Annotated in this window: 20 protein-coding genes, 1 pseudogene and 1 other annotated feature; of the genes and pseudogenes, 15 read left to right on the top strand and 6 right to left on the bottom strand. The window is 54.9% G+C overall.

Annotated elements, in window-relative coordinates; genetic code table 11:
• The first annotated feature begins 32 nt into the window (after window positions 1-32).
• From yjjY to H7R56_RS20910, 7 genes and pseudogenes are all read left to right on the top strand, one after another.
• A pseudogene (gene yjjY, locus H7R56_RS20940) lies at window positions 33-174 on the top strand (protein YjjY).
• Window positions 175-574: 400 nt separating this feature from the next.
• The gene (locus H7R56_RS20935) at window positions 575-1,261 is read left to right on the top strand and encodes a tRNA/rRNA methyltransferase (protein WP_106925260.1); all 687 of its coding nucleotides are present in this window, start codon (window positions 575-577) and stop codon (window positions 1,259-1,261) included.
• Between the two features lie 208 nt (window positions 1,262-1,469).
• The gene (thrL, locus tag H7R56_RS28070; protein WP_072129079.1) at window positions 1,470-1,538 is read left to right on the top strand and encodes a thr operon leader peptide; all 69 of its coding nucleotides are present in this window, start codon (window positions 1,470-1,472) and stop codon (window positions 1,536-1,538) included.
• Window positions 1,477-1,594, top strand: a sequence feature (Thr leader region). (Overlaps the previous gene by 62 nt.)
• A gap of 25 nt (window positions 1,595-1,619) precedes the next feature.
• Window positions 1,620-4,082 carry a bifunctional aspartate kinase/homoserine dehydrogenase I gene (gene thrA, locus H7R56_RS20925; RefSeq protein ID WP_106925262.1) on the top strand — a complete coding sequence of 821 codons (2,463 nt, stop codon included), beginning with the start codon at window positions 1,620-1,622 and terminating at the stop codon, window positions 4,080-4,082.
• 1 nt (window position 4,083) lies between these two features.
• Window positions 4,084-5,013, top strand: a complete 930-nt coding sequence (gene thrB, locus H7R56_RS20920; RefSeq protein WP_106925264.1) for a homoserine kinase — start codon at window positions 4,084-4,086, stop codon at window positions 5,011-5,013.
• Window positions 5,014-5,016: 3 nt separating this feature from the next.
• Window positions 5,017-6,303, top strand: a complete 1,287-nt coding sequence (gene thrC, locus H7R56_RS20915) for a threonine synthase (RefSeq protein ID WP_106925266.1) — start codon at window positions 5,017-5,019, stop codon at window positions 6,301-6,303.
• Between the two features lie 196 nt (window positions 6,304-6,499).
• Entirely contained in the window at window positions 6,500-6,820 is a 321-nt protein-coding gene (locus H7R56_RS20910) for a DUF2502 domain-containing protein (protein ID WP_106925268.1), read from the top strand.
• Window positions 6,821-6,907: 87 nt separating this feature from the next.
• Here the strand turns inward: H7R56_RS20910 and yaaA are convergent, their stop codons facing one another.
• Both yaaA and H7R56_RS20900 read right to left on the bottom strand, forming a co-directional pair.
• Entirely contained in the window at window positions 6,908-7,681 is a 774-nt protein-coding gene (yaaA, locus tag H7R56_RS20905; RefSeq protein WP_106925270.1) for a peroxide stress protein YaaA, read from the bottom strand.
• Between the two features lie 66 nt (window positions 7,682-7,747).
• Window positions 7,748-9,178 (bottom strand): alanine/glycine:cation symporter family protein, encoded by a 1,431-nt coding sequence (locus tag H7R56_RS20900; RefSeq protein ID WP_106925272.1) that lies wholly within the window; start codon window positions 9,176-9,178, stop codon window positions 7,748-7,750.
• A 252-nt stretch (window positions 9,179-9,430) separates the two neighbouring features.
• Here H7R56_RS20900 and tal point away from each other — a divergent pair, with 252 nt between their 5' ends.
• Complete coding sequence (gene tal, locus H7R56_RS20895; protein ID WP_106925274.1) at window positions 9,431-10,384, top strand: transaldolase; 954 nt, start codon at window positions 9,431-9,433, stop codon at window positions 10,382-10,384.
• A 55-nt stretch (window positions 10,385-10,439) separates the two neighbouring features.
• Here the strand turns inward: tal and H7R56_RS20890 are convergent, their stop codons facing one another.
• Window positions 10,440-11,372 carry an Rpn family recombination-promoting nuclease/putative transposase gene (locus H7R56_RS20890; protein ID WP_106925627.1) on the bottom strand — a complete coding sequence of 311 codons (933 nt, stop codon included), beginning with the start codon at window positions 11,370-11,372 and terminating at the stop codon, window positions 10,440-10,442.
• A 193-nt stretch (window positions 11,373-11,565) separates the two neighbouring features.
• Here H7R56_RS20890 and mog point away from each other — a divergent pair, with 193 nt between their 5' ends.
• Window positions 11,566-12,153, top strand: a complete 588-nt coding sequence (gene mog / locus H7R56_RS20885) for a molybdopterin adenylyltransferase (RefSeq protein ID WP_106925276.1) — start codon at window positions 11,566-11,568, stop codon at window positions 12,151-12,153.
• 125 nt (window positions 12,154-12,278) lie between these two features.
• The gene (locus tag H7R56_RS20880; RefSeq protein ID WP_106925278.1) at window positions 12,279-13,574 is read left to right on the top strand and encodes an MFS transporter; all 1,296 of its coding nucleotides are present in this window, start codon (window positions 12,279-12,281) and stop codon (window positions 13,572-13,574) included.
• 43 nt (window positions 13,575-13,617) lie between these two features.
• Here the strand turns inward: H7R56_RS20880 and H7R56_RS20875 are convergent, their stop codons facing one another.
• Both H7R56_RS20875 and satP read right to left on the bottom strand, forming a co-directional pair.
• Window positions 13,618-14,934, bottom strand: coding sequence for a hypothetical protein (locus H7R56_RS20875; RefSeq protein ID WP_106925280.1), 1,317 nt, complete (start codon window positions 14,932-14,934; stop codon window positions 13,618-13,620).
• A 251-nt stretch (window positions 14,935-15,185) separates the two neighbouring features.
• The gene (gene satP / locus H7R56_RS20870; protein WP_106925282.1) at window positions 15,186-15,752 is read right to left on the bottom strand and encodes an acetate uptake transporter; all 567 of its coding nucleotides are present in this window, start codon (window positions 15,750-15,752) and stop codon (window positions 15,186-15,188) included.
• 609 nt (window positions 15,753-16,361) lie between these two features.
• Between satP and dnaK the strand changes: the two genes are divergently transcribed.
• The 4 genes from dnaK (at window position 16,362) to nhaR (ending at window position 21,784) form a co-directional block, all read left to right on the top strand.
• Window positions 16,362-18,284, top strand: a complete 1,923-nt coding sequence (dnaK, locus tag H7R56_RS20865; protein WP_106925284.1) for a molecular chaperone DnaK — start codon at window positions 16,362-16,364, stop codon at window positions 18,282-18,284.
• Between the two features lie 87 nt (window positions 18,285-18,371).
• Window positions 18,372-19,508 carry a molecular chaperone DnaJ gene (gene dnaJ / locus H7R56_RS20860; protein WP_106925286.1) on the top strand — a complete coding sequence of 379 codons (1,137 nt, stop codon included), beginning with the start codon at window positions 18,372-18,374 and terminating at the stop codon, window positions 19,506-19,508.
• Between the two features lie 171 nt (window positions 19,509-19,679).
• Complete coding sequence (nhaA, locus tag H7R56_RS20855) at window positions 19,680-20,849, top strand: Na+/H+ antiporter NhaA (RefSeq protein WP_106925288.1); 1,170 nt, start codon at window positions 19,680-19,682, stop codon at window positions 20,847-20,849.
• Window positions 20,850-20,887: 38 nt separating this feature from the next.
• Window positions 20,888-21,784, top strand: coding sequence for a transcriptional activator NhaR (nhaR, locus tag H7R56_RS20850; RefSeq protein WP_182928392.1), 897 nt, complete (start codon window positions 20,888-20,890; stop codon window positions 21,782-21,784).
• Between the two features lie 143 nt (window positions 21,785-21,927).
• On the opposite strand, the gene rpsT is transcribed toward nhaR, so the two are convergent.
• Window positions 21,928-22,191, bottom strand: coding sequence for a 30S ribosomal protein S20 (gene rpsT / locus H7R56_RS20845; protein WP_003018940.1), 264 nt, complete (start codon window positions 22,189-22,191; stop codon window positions 21,928-21,930).
• Between the two features lie 328 nt (window positions 22,192-22,519).
• Here rpsT and ribF point away from each other — a divergent pair, with 328 nt between their 5' ends.
• Complete coding sequence (ribF, locus tag H7R56_RS20840; RefSeq protein ID WP_106925294.1) at window positions 22,520-23,458, top strand: bifunctional riboflavin kinase/FAD synthetase; 939 nt, start codon at window positions 22,520-22,522, stop codon at window positions 23,456-23,458.
• Window positions 23,459-23,464 lie beyond the last annotated feature (6 nt).

Genomic DNA, 23,464 nt, shown 5'->3' with positions numbered 1-23,464 from the left:
TGCATGTCGAAAATTAACATGATCGGCGTAACATGACTAAAGTACGTAATTGCGTTCTTGATGCACTTTCCATCAACGTCAACAACATCATTAGCTTGGTCGTGGGTACTCTTCCCTCTGGACCCGACAGTGTCAAAAACGGTTGTCATCCTAACCATTTTAACAGCAACATAACAGGTAAAGAGGCACCAGACCGCCAATAAACCTACGCTTCGTTGACATATATCAAGTTCAATTGTAGCACGTTAACAGTTTGGTGAAATCATCACTCCGGAATGATAACGCCTATCACATTTTTTCCACAACTCAAGTAGTTGCACAGGTTAACTGATAAATGTGGTGAATCCAATTACTATCGTTCAGCGCGAATGGAAATAGTTCATATAAACAGTAAGATATCTGCTATCTGTTAACATAAAATACGCCATATATTGCCGTAAATAGTTTAGCGTCTTTTATGTATTGTGAAACATCATTTCAGTGATTTTTGTTGCGTTTTTGTAAATTCGCGCTGCGCAATATGTTGAAGTACATCACATTATTGCCTGAAGACAGCAAATTAAGAGAACTTTAAATGCGCTTATCTATTGTGCTGGTTTCGCCAGCAAGGGCCGAAAATATCGGCGCCGCCGCCCGGGCCATGAAAACGATGGGATTTAACGACCTACGTATTGTCGATAGCGTTGCCCATCTGGAACCGGCGGCCGGGTGGGTCGCTCACGGCTCTTCTGACATCCTCGAAGGCATTACCTGCTATCCCACGCTGGCAGAGGCGCTTCACGATGTGGACTTCACCGTTGCCACGACGGCGCGCAGCCGCGCACGCTTTCACTACTACGCGACGCCGCAGGAGCTGGTGCCGATGCTGGCGGAAAAAGCGCAGTGGATGGGCCATGCGGCGCTGGTGTTTGGTCGTGAAGATTCCGGGCTCACCAACGATGAGCTGGCGTTAGCCGATGTGTTAACCGGCGTACCGATGGTGGCTGATTATCCTTCATTGAATCTCGGGCAGGCGGTGATGGTTTATTGTTATCAGCTCTCGTCACTGTTACAAACGGCAAACCCGGTAGTCACGGAGAGTGACGAAAATCAGCTGATTGCGTTAAGAGCGCGTATCACGCGTTTGCTTGAACGACTCGAGGTGGCTGGAGATGTAAAACTGGCCGACTGGCTGCAACAACGTATTGGCTTACTCGAGCAACGTGATACGGCAATGTTGCACAGATTACTGCATGATATTGAAAAAAATATTCCAGAGTAAAGTTCTGTCATTTTATTTCTTTATGGTGTTATTACCCGGTAATGTGTCTGTCTTATGGCTATATTGGTGGTTTGTTGCGGGCTGTGTGGGCGTATGTGAAGTGGTTTCGAAACGTGACGAAGTTAAAAATACATTGACTTAGATGGCCAGATACTTTAACCAATATAGGTATAGCACAGACAGCTAAATAACAGAGCACACAACATCCATGATTCGCATCAGCAGCATTATGACCATTACCACCACCACTATTACCACAGGTAACGGTGCGGGCTGACGCGTACAGGAAACACAGAAAAAAGCCCGCACCTAAACAGTGCGGGCTTTTTTTTCGACTGAAGATCAAGGGGTAAAAACCATGCGAGTCTTGAAGTTCGGCGGTACATCAGTGGCAAATGCGGAACGGTTTCTGCGTGTTGCCGACATTCTGGAAAGTAACGCCAGGCAGGGGCAGGTAGCAACCGTGCTCTCTGCCCCGGCAAAAATCACCAACCATCTGGTGGCGATGATTGAAAAAACCATTGGCGGCCAGGACGCGCTGACCAATATCGCCGACGCCGAACGTATCTTTGCTGAACTTCTTCAAGGGCTTGCTACCGCTCAGCCGGGATTCCCGCTGGCGGAACTGAAGGCGGCCGTTGAGCTCGAATTTGCCCAGATCAAACATATTCTCCACGGTATCAGCCTGCTCGGGCAGTGCCCTGACAGCGTCAACGCGGGCCTGATCTGCCGCGGCGAGAAGCTGTCTATCGCCATCATGGCGGGGCTGCTGAGCGCACGTGGCCACAAGGTCACGGTGATTAACCCGGTTGAGAAACTGCTGGCCGTTGGCCATTACCTTGAATCTACAGTCGATATTGCTGAATCAACTCGTCGCATTGCGGCCAGCCAGATCCCGGCGGATCACATGGTGCTGATGGCGGGCTTTACCGCCGGCAATGAAAAAGGCGAACTGGTGGTGTTGGGGCGTAACGGTTCTGACTACTCTGCCGCCGTGCTGGCTGCCTGTCTACGTGCAGACTGTTGTGAAATCTGGACCGATGTCGACGGCGTCTACACCTGCGACCCGCGCCAGGTGCCGGATGCGGTGCTGCTGAAAAGCATGTCCTATCAGGAAGCAATGGAGCTTTCCTACTTTGGTGCGAAAGTCCTTCACCCGCGTACCATTGCCCCTATCGCTCAGTTCCAGATTCCTTGCCTGATCAAAAATACTGGTAACCCGCAGGCGCCGGGCACGCTCATCGGCGCCAGCAGCGACGACGACTCGCTGCCGGTGAAGGGTATCTCTAACCTCAACAACATGGCGATGTTCAACGTCTCTGGCCCGGGCATGAAAGGCATGGTCGGCATGGCGGCGCGCGTGTTTGCCACCATGTCCCGCGCGGGCATTTCGGTGGTATTGATTACCCAGTCCTCTTCCGAATACAGCATCAGCTTCTGCGTGCCGCAAAGCGACTGCGCGCGTGCGCGCAAGGCTATGGAGGATGAGTTCTATCTGGAGCTGAAAGAAGAGCTGCTGGAGCCGCTGTCTATCATGGAGCGTCTGGCCATTATCTCCGTTGTTGGCGACGGCATGCGCACGCTGCGCGGTATCTCAGCGAAATTTTTCGCGGCACTTGCCCGCGCCAATATCAACATTGTGGCCATTGCTCAGGGATCTTCCGAGCGTTCTATCTCCGTAGTGGTGAACAACGACGACGCCACGACCGGCGTGCGCGTGACACACCAGATGCTGTTTAACACCGATCAGGTCATTGAAGTGTTCCTGGTGGGCGTTGGCGGGGTAGGCGGTGCGCTGCTTGAGCAGATCAAACGTCAGCAGGCGTGGCTGAAGAAGAAGCACATTGACCTGCGCGTCTGCGGCGTTGCCAACTCGCGCGCGCTGCTGACCAACGTGCACGGGCTGAATCTTGAGAACTGGCAGTCGGAGCTTTCGGAAGCCAAAGAGCCGTTCAATCTGGGCCGCTTGATTCGCCTGGTGAAAGAGTATCACCTGCTGAATCCGGTGATCGTTGACTGCACCTCCAGCCAGGCGGTAGCCGATCAGTACGCCGACTTCCTGCGCGAAGGGTTCCACGTGGTGACGCCGAACAAAAAGGCCAATACATCGTCGATGGATTACTACCATCAGCTGCGTCATGCGGCAGGGCAATCGCGGCGTAAATTCCTCTACGACACTAACGTCGGCGCAGGTCTGCCGGTGATTGAGAACCTGCAAAATCTGCTGAATGCGGGCGATGAGCTGCAGCATTTCTCCGGCATTCTTTCTGGCTCGCTGTCGTTTATTTTCGGCAAGCTTGATGAAGGCATGAGCCTGTCCGCGGCGACCGCCGTCGCGCGCGAGCTGGGCTATACCGAGCCGGACCCGCGTGACGATCTGTCCGGTATGGACGTGGCGCGTAAGCTGCTCATTCTGGCGCGAGAAACCGGGCGCAGCCTTGAGTTGAGTGATATCGTGGTCGAATCGGTGCTGCCGTCGAGCTTCGACGCCTCGGGCGATACCGACAGCTTTATGGCGCGTCTGCCGCAGCTGGATGATGAATTCTCCGCGCGCGTCGCTAAAGCGCGTGATGAAGGCAAAGTGCTGCGCTACGTGGGCAACATCGAGGAAGACGGCGTCTGCCGGGTGAAAATTGCCGCCGTTGACGGCAACGATCCGCTGTTCAAAGTAAAAAACGGCGAGAACGCGCTGGCGTTCTACAGCCACTACTACCAGCCGCTGCCGCTGGTGCTGCGCGGCTATGGCGCAGGCAACGACGTGACGGCGGCAGGGGTGTTTGCCGATTTGCTGCGCACATTGTCATGGAAGTTAGGAGTTTAAAATGGTTAAGGTGTATGCCCCGGCTTCCAGTGCCAATATGAGCGTCGGGTTTGATGTACTGGGTGCCGCCGTCACGCCGGTTGACGGCAGCCTGCTGGGCGATAACGTCTCGGTTGAAGCGGCAGACCGTTTCAGCCTGCAAAATGTGGGGCGCTTTGCGGATAAACTGCCGAGCGTGGCCCAGGAAAATATTGTTTATCAATGCTGGGAGCGCTTCTGCCAGGAAATCGGCAAAGAAATCCCGGTGGCGATGACGCTGGAAAAAAATATGCCGATTGGTTCAGGGCTGGGCTCCAGCGCCTGTTCCGTTGTCGCTGCGCTGGTAGCGATGAATGAACACTGCGGTAAGCCGCTGGACGAAACCCGCATGCTGGCCCTGATGGGCGAGCTGGAAGGGCGCATCTCCGGCAGCGTGCACTACGATAACGTTGCGCCGTGCTATCTGGGCGGCATGCAGCTGATGATCGAAGAGAACGGGATTATCAGCCAGCAGGTTCCTTGTTTTGATGAGTGGCTGTGGGTGCTGGCCTATCCGGGGATCAAGGTCTCAACGGCGGAGGCGCGCGCGATTCTGCCTGCGCAGTATCGCCGTCAGGACTGCATCGCGCATGGCCGCCATCTGGCTGGGTTTATTCACGCCTGCTACTCACGCCAGCCCCAGTTGGCTGCGAAACTGATGAAAGACGTGATTGCCGAGCCATACCGTACCAAACTGCTGCCGGGCTTCAGCGAGGCGCGTCAGGCGGTGGCGGGCATTGGCGCCGTTGCCTGTGGGATCTCTGGTTCCGGCCCAACGCTGTTTGCGCTGTGTGATAAACCCGATACCGCACAGCGAGTGGCCGATTGGCTTGGCCAGAATTACCTGCAAAATCAAGAAGGTTTTGTTCATATTTGCCGTCTGGATACAGCCGGCGCACGAGTCGTGGGATAACCGATGAAACTCTATAACTTAAAAGATCACAATGAACAGGTCAGCTTCGCGCAGGCCGTTACGCAAGGCCTTGGCAAGCAACAGGGGCTGTTTTTCCCGCACGATCTGCCGGAATTCAACCTGACCGACATTGATGACCTGTTAACGCAGGATTTCGTCACCCGCAGCGCGAAAATACTCTCCGCGTTTATCGGCGATGAGATCCCACAGGATGAGCTCGCTGCGCGCATTGCGACGGCATTTACCTTCCCGGCGCCGGTGAACAAGGTGCAGGAAGACGTTGGCTGCCTGGAGCTGTTCCACGGTCCGACCCTGGCGTTTAAAGACTTCGGCGGCCGCTTTATGGCGCAGATGCTGACCCATATTGCAGGCGATAAGCCAGTGACCATCCTGACGGCAACCTCCGGCGACACCGGTGCTGCCGTGGCGCATGCGTTCTACGGCCTGCCGAACGTCAACGTGGTGATTCTGTACCCGCGCGGCAAAATCAGCCCGCTGCAGGAGAAGCTGTTCTGTACGCTGGGCGGCAACATTGAAACCGTCGCCATTGACGGTGATTTTGACGCCTGCCAGGCGCTGGTGAAACAGGCCTTCGATGATGAAGAACTGAAGGTTGCACTGGGTCTGAACTCCGCAAACTCCATCAACATCAGCCGCCTGCTGGCGCAAATCTGCTACTACTTCGAAGCGGTAGCGCAGCTGCCACAGGAAGCGCGTAACCAGCTGGTGATTTCCGTGCCGAGCGGTAACTTCGGCGATCTGACCGCGGGCCTGCTGGCTAAATCGCTGGGCCTGCCGGTGAAACGCTTTATCGCCGCCACCAATGCCAACGACACCGTGCCGCGCTTCCTGCAGGATGGGAAGTGGGCGCCGAAGGCCACTCAGGCGACGCTGTCGAACGCAATGGACGTGAGCCAGCCGAACAACTGGCCGCGTGTAGAAGAGCTGTTCCGCCGTAAAATCTGGCGCCTGAACGAACTGGGTTATGCGGCGGTGGATGACGAAACGACAAAGGCCACTATGCGTGAACTGCAGTCGCTGGGCTACACCTCCGAACCGCACGCGGCGATTGCCTACCGTGCACTGCGTGACCAGCTGCAGCCGGGTGAATATGGTCTGTTCCTCGGCACCGCGCATCCGGCGAAGTTTAAGGAAAGCGTGGAAGCGATCCTGGGCGAAACCCTGCCGCTGCCTAAAGCTCTGGCAGACCGCGCCGACCTGCCGCTGCTGTCTCACAACCTGCCGGCCGACTATGCCGCACTGCGCCAGCTGATGATGCGCAACGCGTAATCTTCTCCGTTTCCTCCTTCCCTGTGGAGGGGGAAATAGGGAGAAATTATGCAGACATTCCGCAGGGAAAAAGGAGATATTCCCAATAAATGCGGGGCGTTAGATTATAGGATTGCGGAGAATAACAACGCGGGTTCTACGGCGGTAAGCTTTGTTCATCGGCCACACTGGCGAACGAAGAATCAAGGAGTTACCCATGTTAAAACCTGCGATGTTGGCACTGGCTATGATGCTGGCGGCTCCGGTTATGACTCAGGCCGCAGAGATCACGTTGGTCCCGGCGGTGAAGCTGCAAATTGGCGACCAGGATAATGACGGGCGTTACTGGGATGGCGGCCACTGGCGTGACCATAGCTGGTGGAACGATCATTATGAATGGCGCGACAACCGCTGGAATCCTCATACGCCGCCGCATCATGATAAACGCGATCGCGACGACCGCCATGACGATCGGGGTCATAACGAGCGTGGACATGGCGACGATCGTCGCCTGCCACCGCCCAATGACCATCACTAACTTGTCGGCCGACTAAGGCAACGCCGCCATCCGGCAATCGCTATCGATCTGCCAGATGGCGCTTTGCTTATCAGGCCCGCGGGGTTATCACTGTTCGTGGCGCTTGAAGACCAGCTCTTCGGCGCTCGAACTTTCCGCATCAAAGAAATACCCTTCGCTATCAAATCCGGTCAGCTGTTCAGGTTTCGACAGGCGATTTTCAATGATATAGCGGCTCATCAGCCCGCGCGCTTTTTTGGCATAGAAGCTGATCACCTTGAATTTGCCGTTTTTCTCGTCAAGGAACACGGGCTTAATGATGCTTCCCTTCAGTGCTTTCGGTTTTACCGAACGGAAATACTCGTCTGACGCCAGGTTGATGACGATGTCGTCGCCCTGTTCACGCAGCGCGGCGTTCAACGTCTGGGTGATTTCCTCTCCCCAGAACTGGTACAGATCCTTTCCGCGCGGGTTCTCCAGGCTAATGCCCATTTCCAGACGGTACGGCTGCATCAGATCCAGCGGACGCAGCACGCCGTAAAGGCCGGAAAGCATGCGCAGGTGCTGCTGAGCGAAGTCAAAATCAGCATCGCTAAAGGTTTCTGCCTGTAGCCCGGTGTAGACGTCGCCTTTGAAGGCCAGAATCGCCTGACGGGCGTTATCCGGCGTGAAGTCCGGATGCCAGTCGTGGAAGCGGGTAGCGTTTAGGTCCGCTAGCTTGTCGCTAATCCCCATCAGCGCTTTAATTTGCGGCGCAGAAAGCTTTCGCGCTTCGCGTATCAGCGTTTGAGAGTGCTCCAGCAGCATGGGCTGGGTATAGCGGGTGGTGGCAAGCTTGCTTTGGTAATCGAGCGTTTTAGCAGGCGAAATCAGAATCAGCATATCCAGTCCTTGCAGAAAATTTCACTCAACTTTAACAAAAAAAAGGCCTCAGGTGATCGATTGCTGCTATTGGCGCGGCGGCTGATCCCAGCTTTCCGGCGCCAGCTGCCGGGCGATTTCGGGGTAATAGTCCGGGTCGAACACCGGCGTCACGCCCAGTTTTCGCTGGCGCAGATAATCCAGAGCGATAATTCTGACCACCGGCGAGAGCAGCAGAATGGCCGACAGGTTGGTAATGGCCATCAGCGCCATAATCACATCCGCCATTTGCCAGACCACCGGTAGGCTCAGTTGGCTGCCGATGAATACCATCAGCAGCGTGCACAGCCGCAACAGCCAGATGGCCCATGGCTTATTCCAGCGCAGAAAGATCAGGTTGTTTTCAGCATAGATATAGTTAGCCACGATGGAGCTAAAGGCGAACATAATCATCACCACCGCCACAAAGCTAGCGCCCCAGCTACCGACCAGCACGCTCATGGCGTGTTGCACCAGTTGGATTCCATCATAGCTGGTGGTTTTTGTGCCGTGACCCGCCAGCAGCACGATCATCGCACTGGCGCTGCAGATAACGACGGTATCAAGCAACACGCCGATCATCTGCACAATACCCTGGGCCGCCGGATGCGGTGGGAAGGAGGCTGCCGCCGCCGCCGCGTTAGGCGTGGAGCCCATGCCGGCTTCATTAGAGAACATGCTGCGCTGAAAGCCGCTGGTAATGGCCTGGCTGACGCTATAGCCCACGGCACCGGCAGCAGCTTCTTGCCAGCCAAAGGCGCTACGCACGATCATGCTGATGATGGCGGGCATTTCAACAATGTGCCAAAGGGTAATCAGCAGACAGACCGATACCCACAACAGCGCCATAAACGGCACCAGCCACTGGCTCAGCCGCGCGACGCCCTTGATGCCGCGGACCATCACCAGCAGGGCGAAGAAGGCCATTACGATGCCTGTCGCGCTTCTGGGGACGTCGAAGGCATATTTCAGCGCGTGCGCGGTGGAGTTGGCCTGCACAGTGTTAAAGATAAGCCCGTAGGCTAGCAGCAGAAACAGCGAAAAGAGTACGCCCATCCAGCGCATGCCGAGCCCGCGCGACATATACCATGCCGGACCGCCGCGAAACTGCCCGTTGGCGTCACGTTCTTTGTAGAGTTGGGCCAGCGAACATTCGGCGAAGCTGCTGGCCATGCCGATAATTGCGGCTACCCACATCCAGAAGACCGCACCGGGGCCGCCGACGGCGATCGCCAGCGCGACGCCGGCAAGGTTACCGCTGCCAACGCGCGCGGCCAGGCTAATACACAGAACCTGGAACGAGGTTAACCCGCCTTCGCAGGGTGCCAGGCTTCTTTTCAGACTTTTGCTAAACTGACGGATGTAGCGAAACTGGATGTAGCCGGTTCTCCATGTAAACCAGATACCACATCCCAGGAGCAGGTAAATCATCACCGAGCCCCACAAAATTTCGCTGATAAAAGACAGGAAATCAGGCATTAAACGTCCTCTTGTCTATGCCGAAATGAGCGGCCGAACCCAGGAAGCAACGTTGCTTCGCACGATTCGATTCAGCCAATGTAAGCGTTACCACAATCAGGATGCAGAAAGCCGGGTCCTGAAAGTCAGATACTTCAGTTTATCATACTCTGCGGTCTCATGACGTCGGCGGTTGCGCTGAGAGAGCGGCGTGATATTATCGGGGCAGACCGGTTACATCCCCCTAACAGCTGTTTAAAGAGAAACACTATCATGACGGATAAATTGACATCTCTGCGTCAGTACACAACCGTAGTGGCTGACACCGGAGACATCGCGGCAATGAAGCTGTATCAGCCTCAGGATGCGACAACCAACCCTTCCCTGATTCTGGGCGCAGCACAGATCCCTGAGTACCGTAAACTGATCGACGATGCGGTAGCATGGGCGCGTAGCCAGAGCAGCGACCGCGCACAGCAGGTTGTCGATGCCACCGATAAACTGGCCGTAAATATCGGTCTGGAAATTCTGAAACTGGTCCCGGGCCGTATCTCTACCGAAGTTGATGCGCGCCTGTCGTATGACACTGAAGCGTCTATCGCGAAAGCGAAGCGCCTGATCAAAATGTACAACGATGCTGGCATCAGCAACGATCGCATTCTGATTAAACTGGCCTCTACCTGGCAGGGCATCCGCGCAGCGGAGCAGCTGGAAAAAGACGGCATCAACTGTAACCTGACTCTGCTGTTCTCCTTCGCGCAGGCGCGCGCTTGTGCGGAAGCGGGCGTGTTCCTGATCTCCCCGTTCGTCGGTCGTATTCTGGATTGGTACAAAGCCAATACCGATAAGAAAGAATACGCGCCTGCGGAAGATCCGGGCGTGGTTTCGGTTAGCGAAATCTACCAGTACTACAAAGAGCACGGTTATGAAACCGTGGTGATGGGCGCAAGCTTCCGTAACATCGGTGAAATCCTGGAGCTGGCAGGCTGTGACCGCCTGACCATCGCCCCGGCGCTGCTGAAAGAACTGGCAGAAAGCGAAGGCCCGCTGGAGCGTAAGCTGACCTTTACTGGTGAAGTGAAAGCGCGTCCGAGCCGCATCACCGAGTCTGAGTTCCTGTGGCAGCACAACCAGGATCCGATGGCGGTTGATAAACTGGCGGAAGGTATCCGTAAGTTTGCTATTGACCAGGAAAAACTGGAAAAAATGATCGGCGACCTGCTGTAATTCAGCCTGTTTGCCTGATAACAGCCCGCTTCTCTAAAGAGAGCGGGCTGTTTTTTTATTCATGGTGGTGCAGGGAGGGAAGTTCGTCTGCGGCGATGCCGGTCATTTCAATCACCTCGGCGACCGGGATACCTTTTTCTAGCATGGCTCGGGCAATTTTCCGCGCGGCTTCGCGTTCGCCGACTTGCATACCCTGTTGAATTCCTTGCTGTATTCCTTCTATCCGTCCTTCCTGCTTTAACTCTTCTGCTAATGTCATCAGTTCGTCTCCATACTGTGGTGCGCGTAGCGCCATTTCATACAGCAATGTACGGGCATCGTGTGCTTCTCCCGCCTGGAGCATGTAGTTTACCAGCGCAATGACCTGCTGTCCGCTGATGTGGTTGCGGGTTAATAGCCCGGCAAGCTTATCGAGAAAGCGGGTGAGATCGCGCTGGCGGATATGTTTTTGAATCAGCGTCAGCGCAGCCATACTGCGGTGGCGCATAATTTCATCATCGGGAATTACCGTGATATCGACCAAAGGAAAATTCTGGCTATAGATATGTCTCGCAAGCGCCGGGTCGGTAAAATTATCCAGCCAGTTCATTGAGTGGGGATAAGGGCTTTTTCGCCCCTGATAAAACAGAATAGGGATGACCAGCGGTAGCCTATTATGGCCGGCCTCAAGGTGGCGCTGCATGGCGGCAATGGCGTAACGCATTAAGCGAAAGGCCATATGCTTATCCGGTGAGCTTTGATGTTCAATAAGCACGTGGATGTAGCCGTCGCCGCAGGCTGTTTTTAGCGAATAGAGCATATCGCTGTAATAGGGGTGAAGATCCTCTTCGATAAAGCTACCCGATTCCAGTTTCAGCGTTGACAGATCGCACAGTCGCAGCAGGGCAGGGGGAAGATGAATCGCAATAAAATCCCGTGCGGTTTCCATCGTTGAGAGAAACGTTTTAAACACTAAATCATGCGGCGTAGGCGTCCTGTTTTTACGCATATCCAGCCCTCCATGGAATTCTGTTCGCGGAGTCTGCCACTGCGCATCTTCGTGCGACAGAGAAATATCCGTTGGCTTTTTCATTTTGCGGCGCGCCTCGGGAAACCCGGAGGATAACCCGTCTGGGGTCTTAGTATTGCTGCCCATTCGCGTGTATTATTCTGCTTAACGCTACGGTTTTAACGGAATAATCATGAACACTTTACGCATTGGCTTAGTTTCTATCTCTGACCGCGCTTCCAGCGGCGTTTATCAGGACAAAGGTATTCCGGCACTGGAAGAGTGGCTGGCATCGGCGCTGACGACCCCTTTTAAGGTGGAAACTCGCCTGATCCCGGATGAACAAACCATTATTGAGCAAACTCTGTGTGAGCTGGTGGACGAGATGAGCTGCCATCTGGTGCTGACCACCGGTGGTACGGGGCCGGCGCGGCGCGATGTGACGCCGGATGCGACGCTGGCGATTGCCGACCGCGTCATGCCGGGCTTTGGCGAGCAGATGCGCCAGGTCAGTTTGCACTTTGTCCCGACGGCCATTCTCTCACGCCAGGTAGGCGTTATTCGCAAACAGGCCCTCATTCTGAACCTGCCGGGCCAGCCGAAAGCGATTCAGGAAACGCTGGAAGGGGTGAAAGACGCAGAGGGCAACGTGCTGGTGAACGGCATCTTTGCAAGTGTACCGTATTGTGTACAGTTGCTGGAGGGGCCTTATATTGAAACGAATCGCGATGTCGTAGCAGCTTTCCGCCCTAAGAGCGCTCGTCGCGAGACTTTATCCTGAATGTGATGCTTTTCTGACATAACCTATCATTCTGCTGGAGCGCGATCGGGTTTACGGTATAGTCATTTTTGCTTTACATAAAACGTAAACTTAGATCAACACTTCCACTTTGCGAATGGTTTGTTATGTCACATTACACCCGACCTCTGAATCGACAAGACTATAAAACCCTAACGCTGGCGGCCCTCGGCGGCGCGCTGGAGTTTTATGATTTCATCATCTTCGTCTTCTTCGCCGCGGTGGTGGGGGAGCTCTTCTTCCCGGCGGACATTCCTGAGTGGCTGCGTCAGGTGCAGACTTTCGGCATCTTCGCTGCAGGCTATCTTGCTCGTCCGCTGGGTGGCATCATCATGGCGCACTTCGGCGATCTGGTCGGGCGCAAAAAAATGTTTACCCTCAGTATCCTGCTGATGGCGGTGCCTACGTTGGCGATTGGCCTGCTGCCAACTTATGCCAGCGCCGGGCTGGCCGCGCCGCTGCTGCTGCTGTTCATGCGTATTTTACAGGGCGCAGCGATTGGCGGTGAAGTACCGGGGGCCTGGGTGTTTGTGGCCGAGCATGTGCCGGCGCGTCGTATCGGCATTGCCTGCGGGACGCTGACGGCAGGGCTGACGGTGGGAATTCTGCTGGGCTCGGTGGTGGCGACGCTGATTAATACCCAACTGAGCGTGCAGGCAATCCACGACGGCGGCTGGCGTATTCCGTTCCTGCTGGGCGGCGCGTTTGGCCTGGTGGCGATGTACCTGCGCCGTTGGTTGCAGGAAACCCCCATTTTTCTCGAAATGCAGCAGCGTAAAGCGCTGGCGCAGGAGTTGCCCATCAAGTCGGTGGTGCTCAAGCATAAGCCGGCGGTGGTCGTGTCGATGCTGCTGACCTGGCTGCTCTCAGCTGGCATTGTAGTGGTGATTCTGATGTCGCCAGTGTGGCTGCAAAAACAGTACGGCTTTGCCCCCGCGCTGACCTTACAGGCGAACAGCGTCGCAACGGTTATGCTCTGTATTGGCTGCCTGCTGGCGGGGTTGATTGTGGACCGCATAGGTGCCAGTAAAACGTTTATCGTTGGCAGCATTCTGCTCGCCTGCTCAAGCTGGTTTTTCTATCACCTTGCGGGAACGCACCCCGAGCAGCTGTTCTTATTGTACGGGCTCGTGGGGCTGTGCGTTGGCGTGGTAGGGGCGGTGCCGTACGTGATGGTACGCGCTTTCCCGGCGGAGGTACGCTTTACCGGCATCTCTTTCTCTTACAACGTCTCCTATGCCATTTTCGGCGGCCTGACGCCCATTGCCGTCACCATGCTGATGGGCGTATCACCGATGGCGCCAGCCTGGTACGTGCTGGCGCTGTCGTTGATGGGGTTGGGGCTTGGTATCTGGCTGCGTAAAGAGCGACAGGCAGCCAGCCGTAGTCCGGCTGAGGCGTAAGCCAACGCAGGGGCACGTGACGCCAACCCCGGCGTCATGTGCCTTAATGAATAATGGCGACGTCCTTAAACGTAAACCGTTTTTTCTCCCCCGCTTCCTGATAGCCGATACGAATGAAGACGCGCAAATCTTCCAGCCAGGCGTAATCGCTGCTCATCGCTTTCCCATCGCCCCGGTCGTCGGTGCAGATAAGCTCAATATAGCGGCCAGGGAAAGCCTCATTCAGCATCGCGGCATCGCGCCACGGGCCCTCTGCACGACAATCCTGACGCTTCGATTTGCTTTTCTCCGGGCTGCCCTCGTTTTGCAGCACCGCGTGCCAGTGATACTGCTTGCCTACCACAGGTGCTGCGCTAACGTTGGTTTCCAGCGTTCGGGCGATAAGCGGGCTGTTTTGCATCGAATCCCATTGCTTCAGGTCGACGAGATTGAATAATCGCTGGTACTGGCTATAGAACGTCACGCCTTTAAGCACCAGCGTATCGAGCGTTAACGTGCTGCCGTCTGGCAGCCTGTCGATGCGGGTCTTACCGCTGATGTCCGCATCACCAGGCCACACCGGCGTAAAAGTGAGGCGGGTAAAGGTCGGTACATCATGGCCATTCTTTAGTATCGTCATCACGCTCTTGCTTACCGCTTCTGGCTGCGGGTAGCGGGCTAATGCGTTCGGATCGTTGTGTTCAAAATCGGGGATTACCAATGGGGCATCCGCTTCATTTTTTGGTCGTGCAACCCACGCGCCGCTGCCGGTGAACTGGTTAAGATCCTGTAAGGCGCACAGTTTTGCTACCGGTGCGATAAGCGAGGAGGGGAGCGGCGTGAAGGCCGTCTCCGCCGGGGTGGCGTTGTCGGTAACGAAGGCGGCATTTAGCGAGAATGTTCGCGCAATGCGCGCCTGTTGGTTATCGCAATTCACCTGTATCTGGCTGATTTTAAAGTCGTAGGGCGCGTCATACTGTTTTTCGCGATGCACCTGGGCGTAATCCGTACCGATGCGCAGGTTAAGCTGATTGCCCTGACGATGGCTGTTATTGAGATCGATAAACGGCTGGTCGCCGTTCTTATCCGCGTTGGTCAGCCCTACCCAGCGAGGCTGTACGACGTTTTGCTTACAGACATCCAGCGCGGGATCGGTGTTCATTAAGCTATCGGCGTCGGGCTCGAAAGGCACGCCGGGAACGTAGCGGGCGAAAGAATTACCGCCGTAGGCGCGGATATGACTCCCCGTCAGCGTCTGCAGATTCATATACAGCAGCGTTTTTGTCCGGGTCTGGCAATCGACGTTTAGCCACAGATTATTTTGCGAGCCCTCTGACATCGTAATGTGGTAAACGGTATTGATACTGTTCCCTACGCGCACGGTGTTTTCCTTATCCCAATCAACGCTTCTGACTTCGGGCGTGGGTAGCGCATGAGCGCTCGCGGGTAGCAAGGCACCGCAGGCCAGAAGCAGGGGATATACAGACGTGAGGCGCATCATCAATCATCCTTTTCATCATGAGAAGTTATTGAAAATAGCGCAGATAACGTGGAAGTGATAATCCCAGGAACGGTAGTTTTCAGGCAAAAAAAAACGCCGGACAGGCCGGCGTTTTTCAGATGAGGCGAGGATTAGTGCTTTTCACCAATCGGCAGTACGGTACGGCCGAACTGTTCGTTCAGCACTTCACCCATTGCCAGATAAATGGCGCTTGCGCCACAGATCAGGCCTACCCAGCCAGCCACGTGGATAATCGCTTCGTTGCCGTTAATGTTGCCAACCGCCAGCAGAGCGAACAGCACGGTCAGGCTGAGGAACACGAACTGCAGCATGCGTGCAGCTTTCAGCGTGCCGAAGAACATGAACAGCGTGAACACGCCCCACAGGCCAAGATACACGCCGAGGAACTGTGCGTTTGGCGCTTCGCTCATCCCCATCTTCGGCAGCAGCAGAATGGCCACCAGGGTCAGCCAGAAAGAGCCGTAGGAGGTAAAAGCGGTCAGACCGAAAGTATTCCCTTTTTTGTATTCCAGCAGGCCCGCGAAAATCTGCGCGATACCGCCGTAAAAAATACCCATAGCGAGAATAATGCCGTCAAAGGCGAAGAAACCGGCGTTATGCAGGTTAAGCAGAATGGTGGTCATGCCGAAGCCCATCAGGCCCAGCGGTGCCGGGTTAGCCAACTTAGTGTTGCCCATAATTCCTCAAATCATCATTGAATGGTGAAATAATCTCCCCAGTGCTGGGGGGCGCGGCATGATAATCAGGAGTAAACGGGCTGTCTATGATCTCATCGGGGGAAAATGAACTATTTTCCCCCTTTAACTCATTCCCCGTGCGGGCAATTAAACGACGCTGGTGGGCAATATGCTGCACGGTAGGGATGGTGGAGCGGCCTGGATCATGCCGATCGCCGGGCTTATCGTGACGCTTAAAAGGGTTTTCATTGTTTTTATTACCAGGGCACTCATTTCAGTGAGTGAAATGTTGCCGGGGGATTTGATCCCATAGCAGCGCGACTTTTAGCGCTGAATCACAACGCTTTATGGATTTAATATACTGAATGTAATGGTTTTTTAAGGTTCTGTTGATGAGTTTGTGCAGTCAAGGCGGCAGAAATAAAATCGCACTGAATGAAAAATTTTTAACGCTGCCCCTTGATGGATGACGTTGCGACCCCATCTTGTAGTCAACCGCAGTGAGTGAGTCTGAAAAAAAAACGATTCAGGGCTGTTGAAACCGTAGGTTTCGCCCTTATTACAGAATCACAACCACATGTTGACTGAATTTTTAGTGGAGACGTTTAGATGGGTAAAATTATTGGTATCGACCTGGGTACTACCAACTCTTGTGTAGCGATTATGGATGGCACTACTGCACGCGTGCTGGAGAACGCCGAAGGCGATCGCACCACGCCTTCTATCATTGCCTATACCCAGGATGGTGAAACTCTGGTTGGTCAGCCGGCTAAACGTCAGGCAGTGACAAACCCGCAAAACACCCTGTTTGCGATTAAACGCCTGATCGGTCGCCGCTTCCAGGACGAAGAAGTTCAGCGTGACGTTTCTATCATGCCATACAAAATTGTTGCCGCAGATAATGGTGACGCATGGCTTGATGTGAAAGGTACTCGTACTGCACCGCCGCAGATCTCTGCTGAAGTGCTGAAGAAAATGAAGAAAACGGCTGAAGATTACCTGGGTGAACCGGTAACTGAAGCGGTTATCACCGTACCTGCATACTTCAACGATGCTCAGCGTCAGGCAACTAAAGACGCCGGTCGTATCGCAGGTCTGGAAGTCAAACGTATCATCAACGAACCAACCGCAGCTGCACTGGCTTACGGTCTGGATAAAGAAGTCGGCAACCGTACTATCGCGGTCTACGACCTCGGTGGTGGTACCTTCGATATTTCCGTTATCGAAATCGACGAAGTTGATGGCGAAAAAACCTTTGAAGTTCTGGCAACCAACGGTGATACCCACCTGGGTGGTGAAGACTTCGATACCCGCCTGATCAACTACCTCGTTGACGAGTTTAAGAAAGATCAGGGCATCGACCTGCGCAATGACCCGCTGGCGATGCAGCGCCTGAAAGAAGCCGCTGAGAAAGCGAAGATTGAACTGTCTTCCGCTCAGCAGACCGACGTGAACCTGCCGTACATCACCGCAGACGCGACCGGTCCTAAGCACATGAACATCAAAGTGACCCGTGCGAAACTGGAAAGCCTGGTAGAAGACCTGGTTAACCGTTCCATCGAGCCGCTGAAAGTTGCGCTGCAGGATGCTGGCCTGTCCGTATCCGATATCCAGGACGTTATCCTGGTCGGTGGGCAGACTCGTATGCCAATGGTGCAGAAGAAAGTTGCTGAGTTCTTCGGTAAAGAACCGCGTAAAGACGTTAACCCGGACGAAGCTGTTGCTATCGGTGCAGCGGTTCAGGGCGGCGTTCTGACCGGTGAAGTTAAAGACGTGCTGCTGCTGGACGTTACCCCGCTGTCTCTGGGTATCGAAACCATGGGCGGTGTGATGACTGCGCTCATCAACAAAAACACCACCATTCCGACCAAGCACAGCCAGGTGTTCTCTACTGCTGAAGACAACCAGTCTGCGGTAACTATCCACGTGATTCAGGGTGAACGTAAACGTGCATCCGATAACAAATCACTGGGTCAGTTCAACCTGGACGGTATCAGCCCGGCACCGCGCGGCATGCCGCAGATCGAAGTGACCTTCGATATCGATGCTGACGGTATCCTGCACGTTTCCGCGAAAGACAAAAACAGCGGTAAAGAGCAGAAGATCACCATTAAGGCTTCTTCCGGTCTGAACGAAGAAGAAATTCAGAAAATGGTTCGTGACGCCGAAGCTAACGCCGAAGCTGACCGTAAGTTTGAAGAGCTGGTTCAGACCCGTAACCAGGGCGACCATCTGCTGCACAGCACTCGTAAGCAGGTTGAAGAAGCAGGCGAACAGCTTCCGGCTGACGACAAAACTGCTATCGAGTCTGCGCTGACCGCGCTGGAAGCGTCTCTGAAAGGCGAAGACAAAGCGGACATCGAAGCGAAAATGCAGGCGCTGGCGCAGGTTTCCCAGAAACTGATGGAAATCGCTCAGCAGCAGCACGCACAGCAGCAGGCGGGTGCCGCAGGCGCTGACGCTTCCGCGAACAATGCGAAAGACGACGACGTTGTTGACGCAGAGTTCGAAGAAGTGAAAGACAAAAAATAATCGCCCTGATGCAGGGTAATTAATCGGCACGGGCGAAGAGGTTTCCTCTCCGCCCGTGCTCGCATGTTAAGGGGCTGAAAAAAACCAATGGCAAAGCAAGACTATTACGAGATTTTGGGCGTTTCCAAAACAGCGGAAGAGCGTGAAATCAAAAAGGCGTACAAGCGCCTGGCCATGAAGTACCACCCGGACCGTAACCAGGGTGATAAAGAGGCCGAAGCCAAGTTTAAAGAGATCAAAGAAGCGTACGAGATCCTGACCGACGCGCAGAAGCGTGCGGCCTACGATCAGTACGGCCATGCGGCCTTTGAACAGGGCGGTATGGGCGGCGGTGGCGGCGGTTTCGGCGGCGGCGCAGACTTCAGCGATATCTTTGGTGACGTATTCGGCGATATCTTTGGCGGCGGTCGCGGTCGTCAGCGCGCGTCCCGTGGTGCAGATCTGCGCTACAACATGGATCTGACGCTGGAAGAAGCGGTGCGCGGTGTCACCAAAGAGATCCGCATCCCGACGCTGGAAGAGTGTGACGTCTGCCACGGCAGCGGTGCCAAGGCGGGCTCACAGCCGCAGACCTGTCCAACCTGTCATGGTTCAGGCCAGGTGCAGATGCGTCAGGGCTTCTTCGCTGTACAGCAGACCTGTCCGCACTGTCAGGGCCGCGGTACGCTGATTAAAGATCCGTGCAATAAATGTCACGGCCACGGTCGCGTTGAGAAAACCAAAACCCTGTCCGTGAAGATTCCGGCAGGCGTGGACACCGGCGATCGTATTCGTCTGAGCGGTGAAGGCGAAGCGGGTGAGCATGGCGCACCGGCAGGCGATCTGTACGTTCAGGTGCAGGTGAAACAGCACGCTATCTTTGAGCGTGAAGGTAACAACCTGTACTGCGAAGTGCCGATCAACTTCTCGATGGCTGCGCTGGGCGGCGAGATAGAAGTGCCGACGCTGGATGGTCGCGTGAAGCTGAAAATTCCGGGCGAAACGCAGACCGGCAAACTGTTCCGCATGCGCGGCAAGGGCGTGAAGTCCGTGCGCGGCGGCGCGCAGGGCGACCTGCTGTGCCGCGTGGTCGTTGAAACGCCGGTAGGCCTGAACGAGAAGCAGAAACAGCTGCTGAAAGACCTGCAGGAAAGCTTCGGCGGCCCAACCGGGGAAAACAACAGCCCGCGTTCGAAAAGCTTCTTTGACGGCGTGAAAAAGTTCTTTGACGATTTGACTCGTTAATCTTTCGCCGTAAGGCGAGGGCTGAATAAAAAACCCGGGGCATTGCGCTTCGGGTTTTTTTATTTCATCGGCTAAACTGAATTATCATCCAGAAATAACCTGATTTTTCCGAGTCTTTAAACGCGATACTATGGTTTTATCGATGTATAAAACACAATAGAGAGAGTAAAAGTGAAGCATCTTCAGCGTTTTTTTAGCAATGATGCCTCAGGGGGTATCATCCTGATTATTGCCGCAGCGTTGGCCATGCTGCTGGCGAACCTGGGCGCAACCAGCGGCCTGTATCATGCCTTCCTTGAGACGCCGGTTCAGCTGCGCGTTGGCGCCTTAGCCATCGACAAAAACATGCTGCTGTGGATTAACGATGCCCTGATGGCCGTGTTTTTCCTGCTGATTGGCCTGGAGGTTAAGCGCGAACTGATGCAAGGCTCGCTGGCAACCCGCCGTCAGGCGGTTTTTCCGGTGATTGCTGCCGTTGGCGGTATGGTGGTGCCGGCGCTGGTCTATCTGGCGTTTAACGCGCAGGACCCGGTGGCAAGCAGCGGATGGGCCATTCCGGCGGCAACGGATATTGCGTTCGCGCTTGGCGTCCTGGCCCTGCTGGGGAGCCGCGTGCCGGCGTCGCTGAAAATCTTCCTGATGGCGCTGGCGATTATCGACGATCTGGGCGCCATTGTGATTATCGCGCTGTTCTACACCAGCGATCTGTCCCTGCTGTCGCTCGCCGTAGCCGGTGCTGCCATTGCGGTGCTGGCAGTGCTAAACCTGAGCGGCGTACGCCGTACCGGGCTCTATATTCTGGTTGGCGTTGTGCTGTGGACGGCGGTACTGAAGTCCGGCGTACACGCGACGCTGGCTGGCGTGATTGTTGGCTTCTTTATTCCGCTGCGCGAGCAGGGCGGCAAATCGCCGGCGAAACAGCTTGAGCATGTGCTGCATCCGTGGGTGGCCTTTATGATTCTGCCGCTGTTCGCCTTCGCTAACGCGGGCGTCTCGCTGCAGGGCGTGACCCTGGAGGGGCTGACCTCGCTGCTGCCGTTGGGCATTATTGCCGGTTTGTTTATCGGCAAGCCGCTGGGCATCAGCCTGTTCTGCTGGCTGGCACTTAAGCTGAAGTTGGCGAAGCTGCCGGAAGGGGCCAGTTTCACACAAATTATGGCCGTTGGCCTGTTGTGCGGGATAGGCTTTACCATGTCTATCTTTATCGCCAGCCTGGCGTTTGGCAATATCGATCCATCGCTGATTAACTGGGCCAAGCTTGGTATTCTGATAGGTTCCGTCCTGTCGGCTGTGGTGGGATACAGCTTGCTGCGCGCCCGTTTAAAACCGGTGATGGCGTAAGCGAAAAATGATGATCAAAGGAGAGGGGAGCACAGGGCATGTCGCATATTAACTACAACCATCTTTACTACTTCTGGCATGTCTACAAGGAAGGCTCCATTGTTGGCGCGGCGGAGGCGCTGTACCTTACGCCGCAGACCATTACCGGGCAAATCAAAGCGCTGGAAGAACGTCTGCAGGGGAAGTTATTCAAGCGCAAAGGCCGCGGTATTGAGCCGAGTGAACTGGGTGAGCTGGTGTTCCGCTACGCGGACAAAATGTTCCCCCTCAGTCAGGAGATGCTGGATATCGTGAACTACCGTAAGGAGTCCAACCTGCTGTTCGACGTCGGCGTGGCCGATGCGCTTTCGAAACGGCTGGTTAGCGGGGTGCTTGACGCGGCGGTGGTTGAGGATGAACAGATTCACCTGCGCTGCTTTGAATCGACGCATGAGATGCTGCTGGAGCAGCTCAGCCAGCACAAGCTGGATATGATTATCTCCGACTGCCCGATTGATTCCACGCAGCAGGAGGGGCTGTTCTCGGTGAAGATTGGTGAGTGTAGCGTGAGCTTCTGGTGCATGAATCCGCCGCCGGAAAAACCCTTCCCTGCGTGCCTTGAGGAGCGACGTCTGCTGATTCCCGGCCGTCGTTCCATGCTAGGGCGCAAGCTACTGAACTGGTTTAACGTGCAGGGGCTTAACGTTGAAATCCTCGGCGAGTTTGATGATGCCGCGCTGATGAAAGCATTCGGCGCCGCGCACAACGCTATCTTTGTTGCGCCAACGCTGTATGCCCATGATTTCTATGCGGACGACAGCATTGTGGAAATTGGCCGCATGGATAACGTCATGGAAGAGTATCACGCAATTTTTGCCGAAAGGATGATTCAGCATCCGGCGGTGCAGCGAATTTGCCATCGCGATTATTCGGCGCTGTTTGCTGAGCCGGCGTAGGTCTGATAAGCGAAGCGCCATCAGGCAATTCGGTGCACGATGCCGGATGGCGGCTTTGCTTTATCCTGCCTGCAGACGGAATAGCAGGCATAAAAAAACCCGCATTAAGCGGGTTTTTTTCAAAGCTGATAACAAGCAGGCGATTAAGCCAGTTTGTTGATCTGTGCAGTCAGGTTTGCTTTATGACGTGCAGCTTTGTTTTTGTGGATCAGACCTTTAGCAGCCTGACGGTCCACGATCGGTTGCATTTCGTTAAATGCTTTCAGTGCAGTAGCTTTGTCGCCAGCTTCGATAGCTGCGTATACTTTCTTGATGAAAGTACGCATCATAGAGCGACGGCTAGCGTTGTGTTTGCGAGCCTTTTCAGACTGAACGGCGCGCTTCTTAGCTGATTTGATATTAGCCAAGGCCAACTCCCAAATGTGTTCTATATGGACAATTCAAAGGCCGAGGAATATGCCCGTTTAGCCTTCTTTTGTCAATGGATTTGTGCAAATAAGCGCCGTTAATTTGACAACGCTGCATTACGTATTGATGGCGCAGGATTCTACCAGCTTGTGACAGACGAATACAGTCTTTCCGGCACAAAAATCACGCGGCTCGACTATATTTTCTTGCCTTTTTAACGGATGCTGATGAAATCATTCCCTCTTTCCGTTATGAGGTGTAATCGCGGGTTAACCTTGACTGCTGTACAAGGTATACTCTGACGATTTTCACTCTTTTGAGCCAGACATGAAGCTGATACGCGGCATACATAATCTCAGTCAGGCCCCACACGGGTGCGTTCTGACCATTGGTAATTTCGACGGTGTGCATCGTGGGCATCAGGCGTTACTGCAAGGCTTACGTGCCGAGGGCAGATCGCGCGGTTTGCCTGTGGTGGTGATGATTTTTGAACCGCAGCCGCTGGAGCTTTTCGCGGCTGATAAAGCCCCGGCCCGCCTGACGCGCCTGCGTGAGAAGCTGCGCTATCTGGCCGAGAGTGGGGTGGACTACGTTCTGTGTCTGCGCTTTGACCGCCGCTTTGCCGCGCTGACCGCGCAGGACTTTATCAGCGAACTGCTGGTCAAACGGCTTGGCGTTCAGTTCCTCGCGGTCGGCGATGATTTCCGCTTTGGCGCTGGTCGTCAGGGTGATTTCTTGTTATTACAGAAGGCGGGCGCTGATTTCGGTTTTGACGTCACCAGTACGCAAACCTTCTGCCACGGCGGCGTGCGCATTAGCAGCACCGCGGTGCGCCAGGCGCTGGCCAACGATAACCTTGAACAGGCCGAAAGCCTGCTGGGGCACCCGTTTATTATCTCCGGGCGCGTCGTGCATGGCGATGAACTGGGCCGCACTATTGGTTTCCCGACGGCGAATTTACCGCTGCGTCGTCAGGTTTCCCCGGTAAAAGGGGTTTATGCGGTGGAAGTGACGGGGCTCGGTGATAAGCCCCTGCCGGGCGTGGCGAACATTGGTACGCGCCCGACCGTTGCTGGCGTTCGCCAGCAGTTGGAAGTGCATTTGCTCGACGTTGTAATGGACCTTTACGGTCGCCATATAGATGTAGTGCTGCGTAAAAAAATACGCAATGAACAGCGATTTGCTTCGCTGGATGAACTAAAAGCGCAGATTGCGCGTGATGAATTAACGGCCCGCGAGTTTTTTGGGCTTTCAAACCCGGCTTAAATGCCT

Source organism: Klebsiella sp. WP3-W18-ESBL-02 (assembly GCF_014168815.1).
Classification (GTDB): domain Bacteria; phylum Pseudomonadota; class Gammaproteobacteria; order Enterobacterales; family Enterobacteriaceae; genus Kluyvera; species Kluyvera ascorbata_B.
Note: the sequence above shows the minus strand (reverse complement) of the source record. Positions and strands in the feature narration are given on the sequence as shown.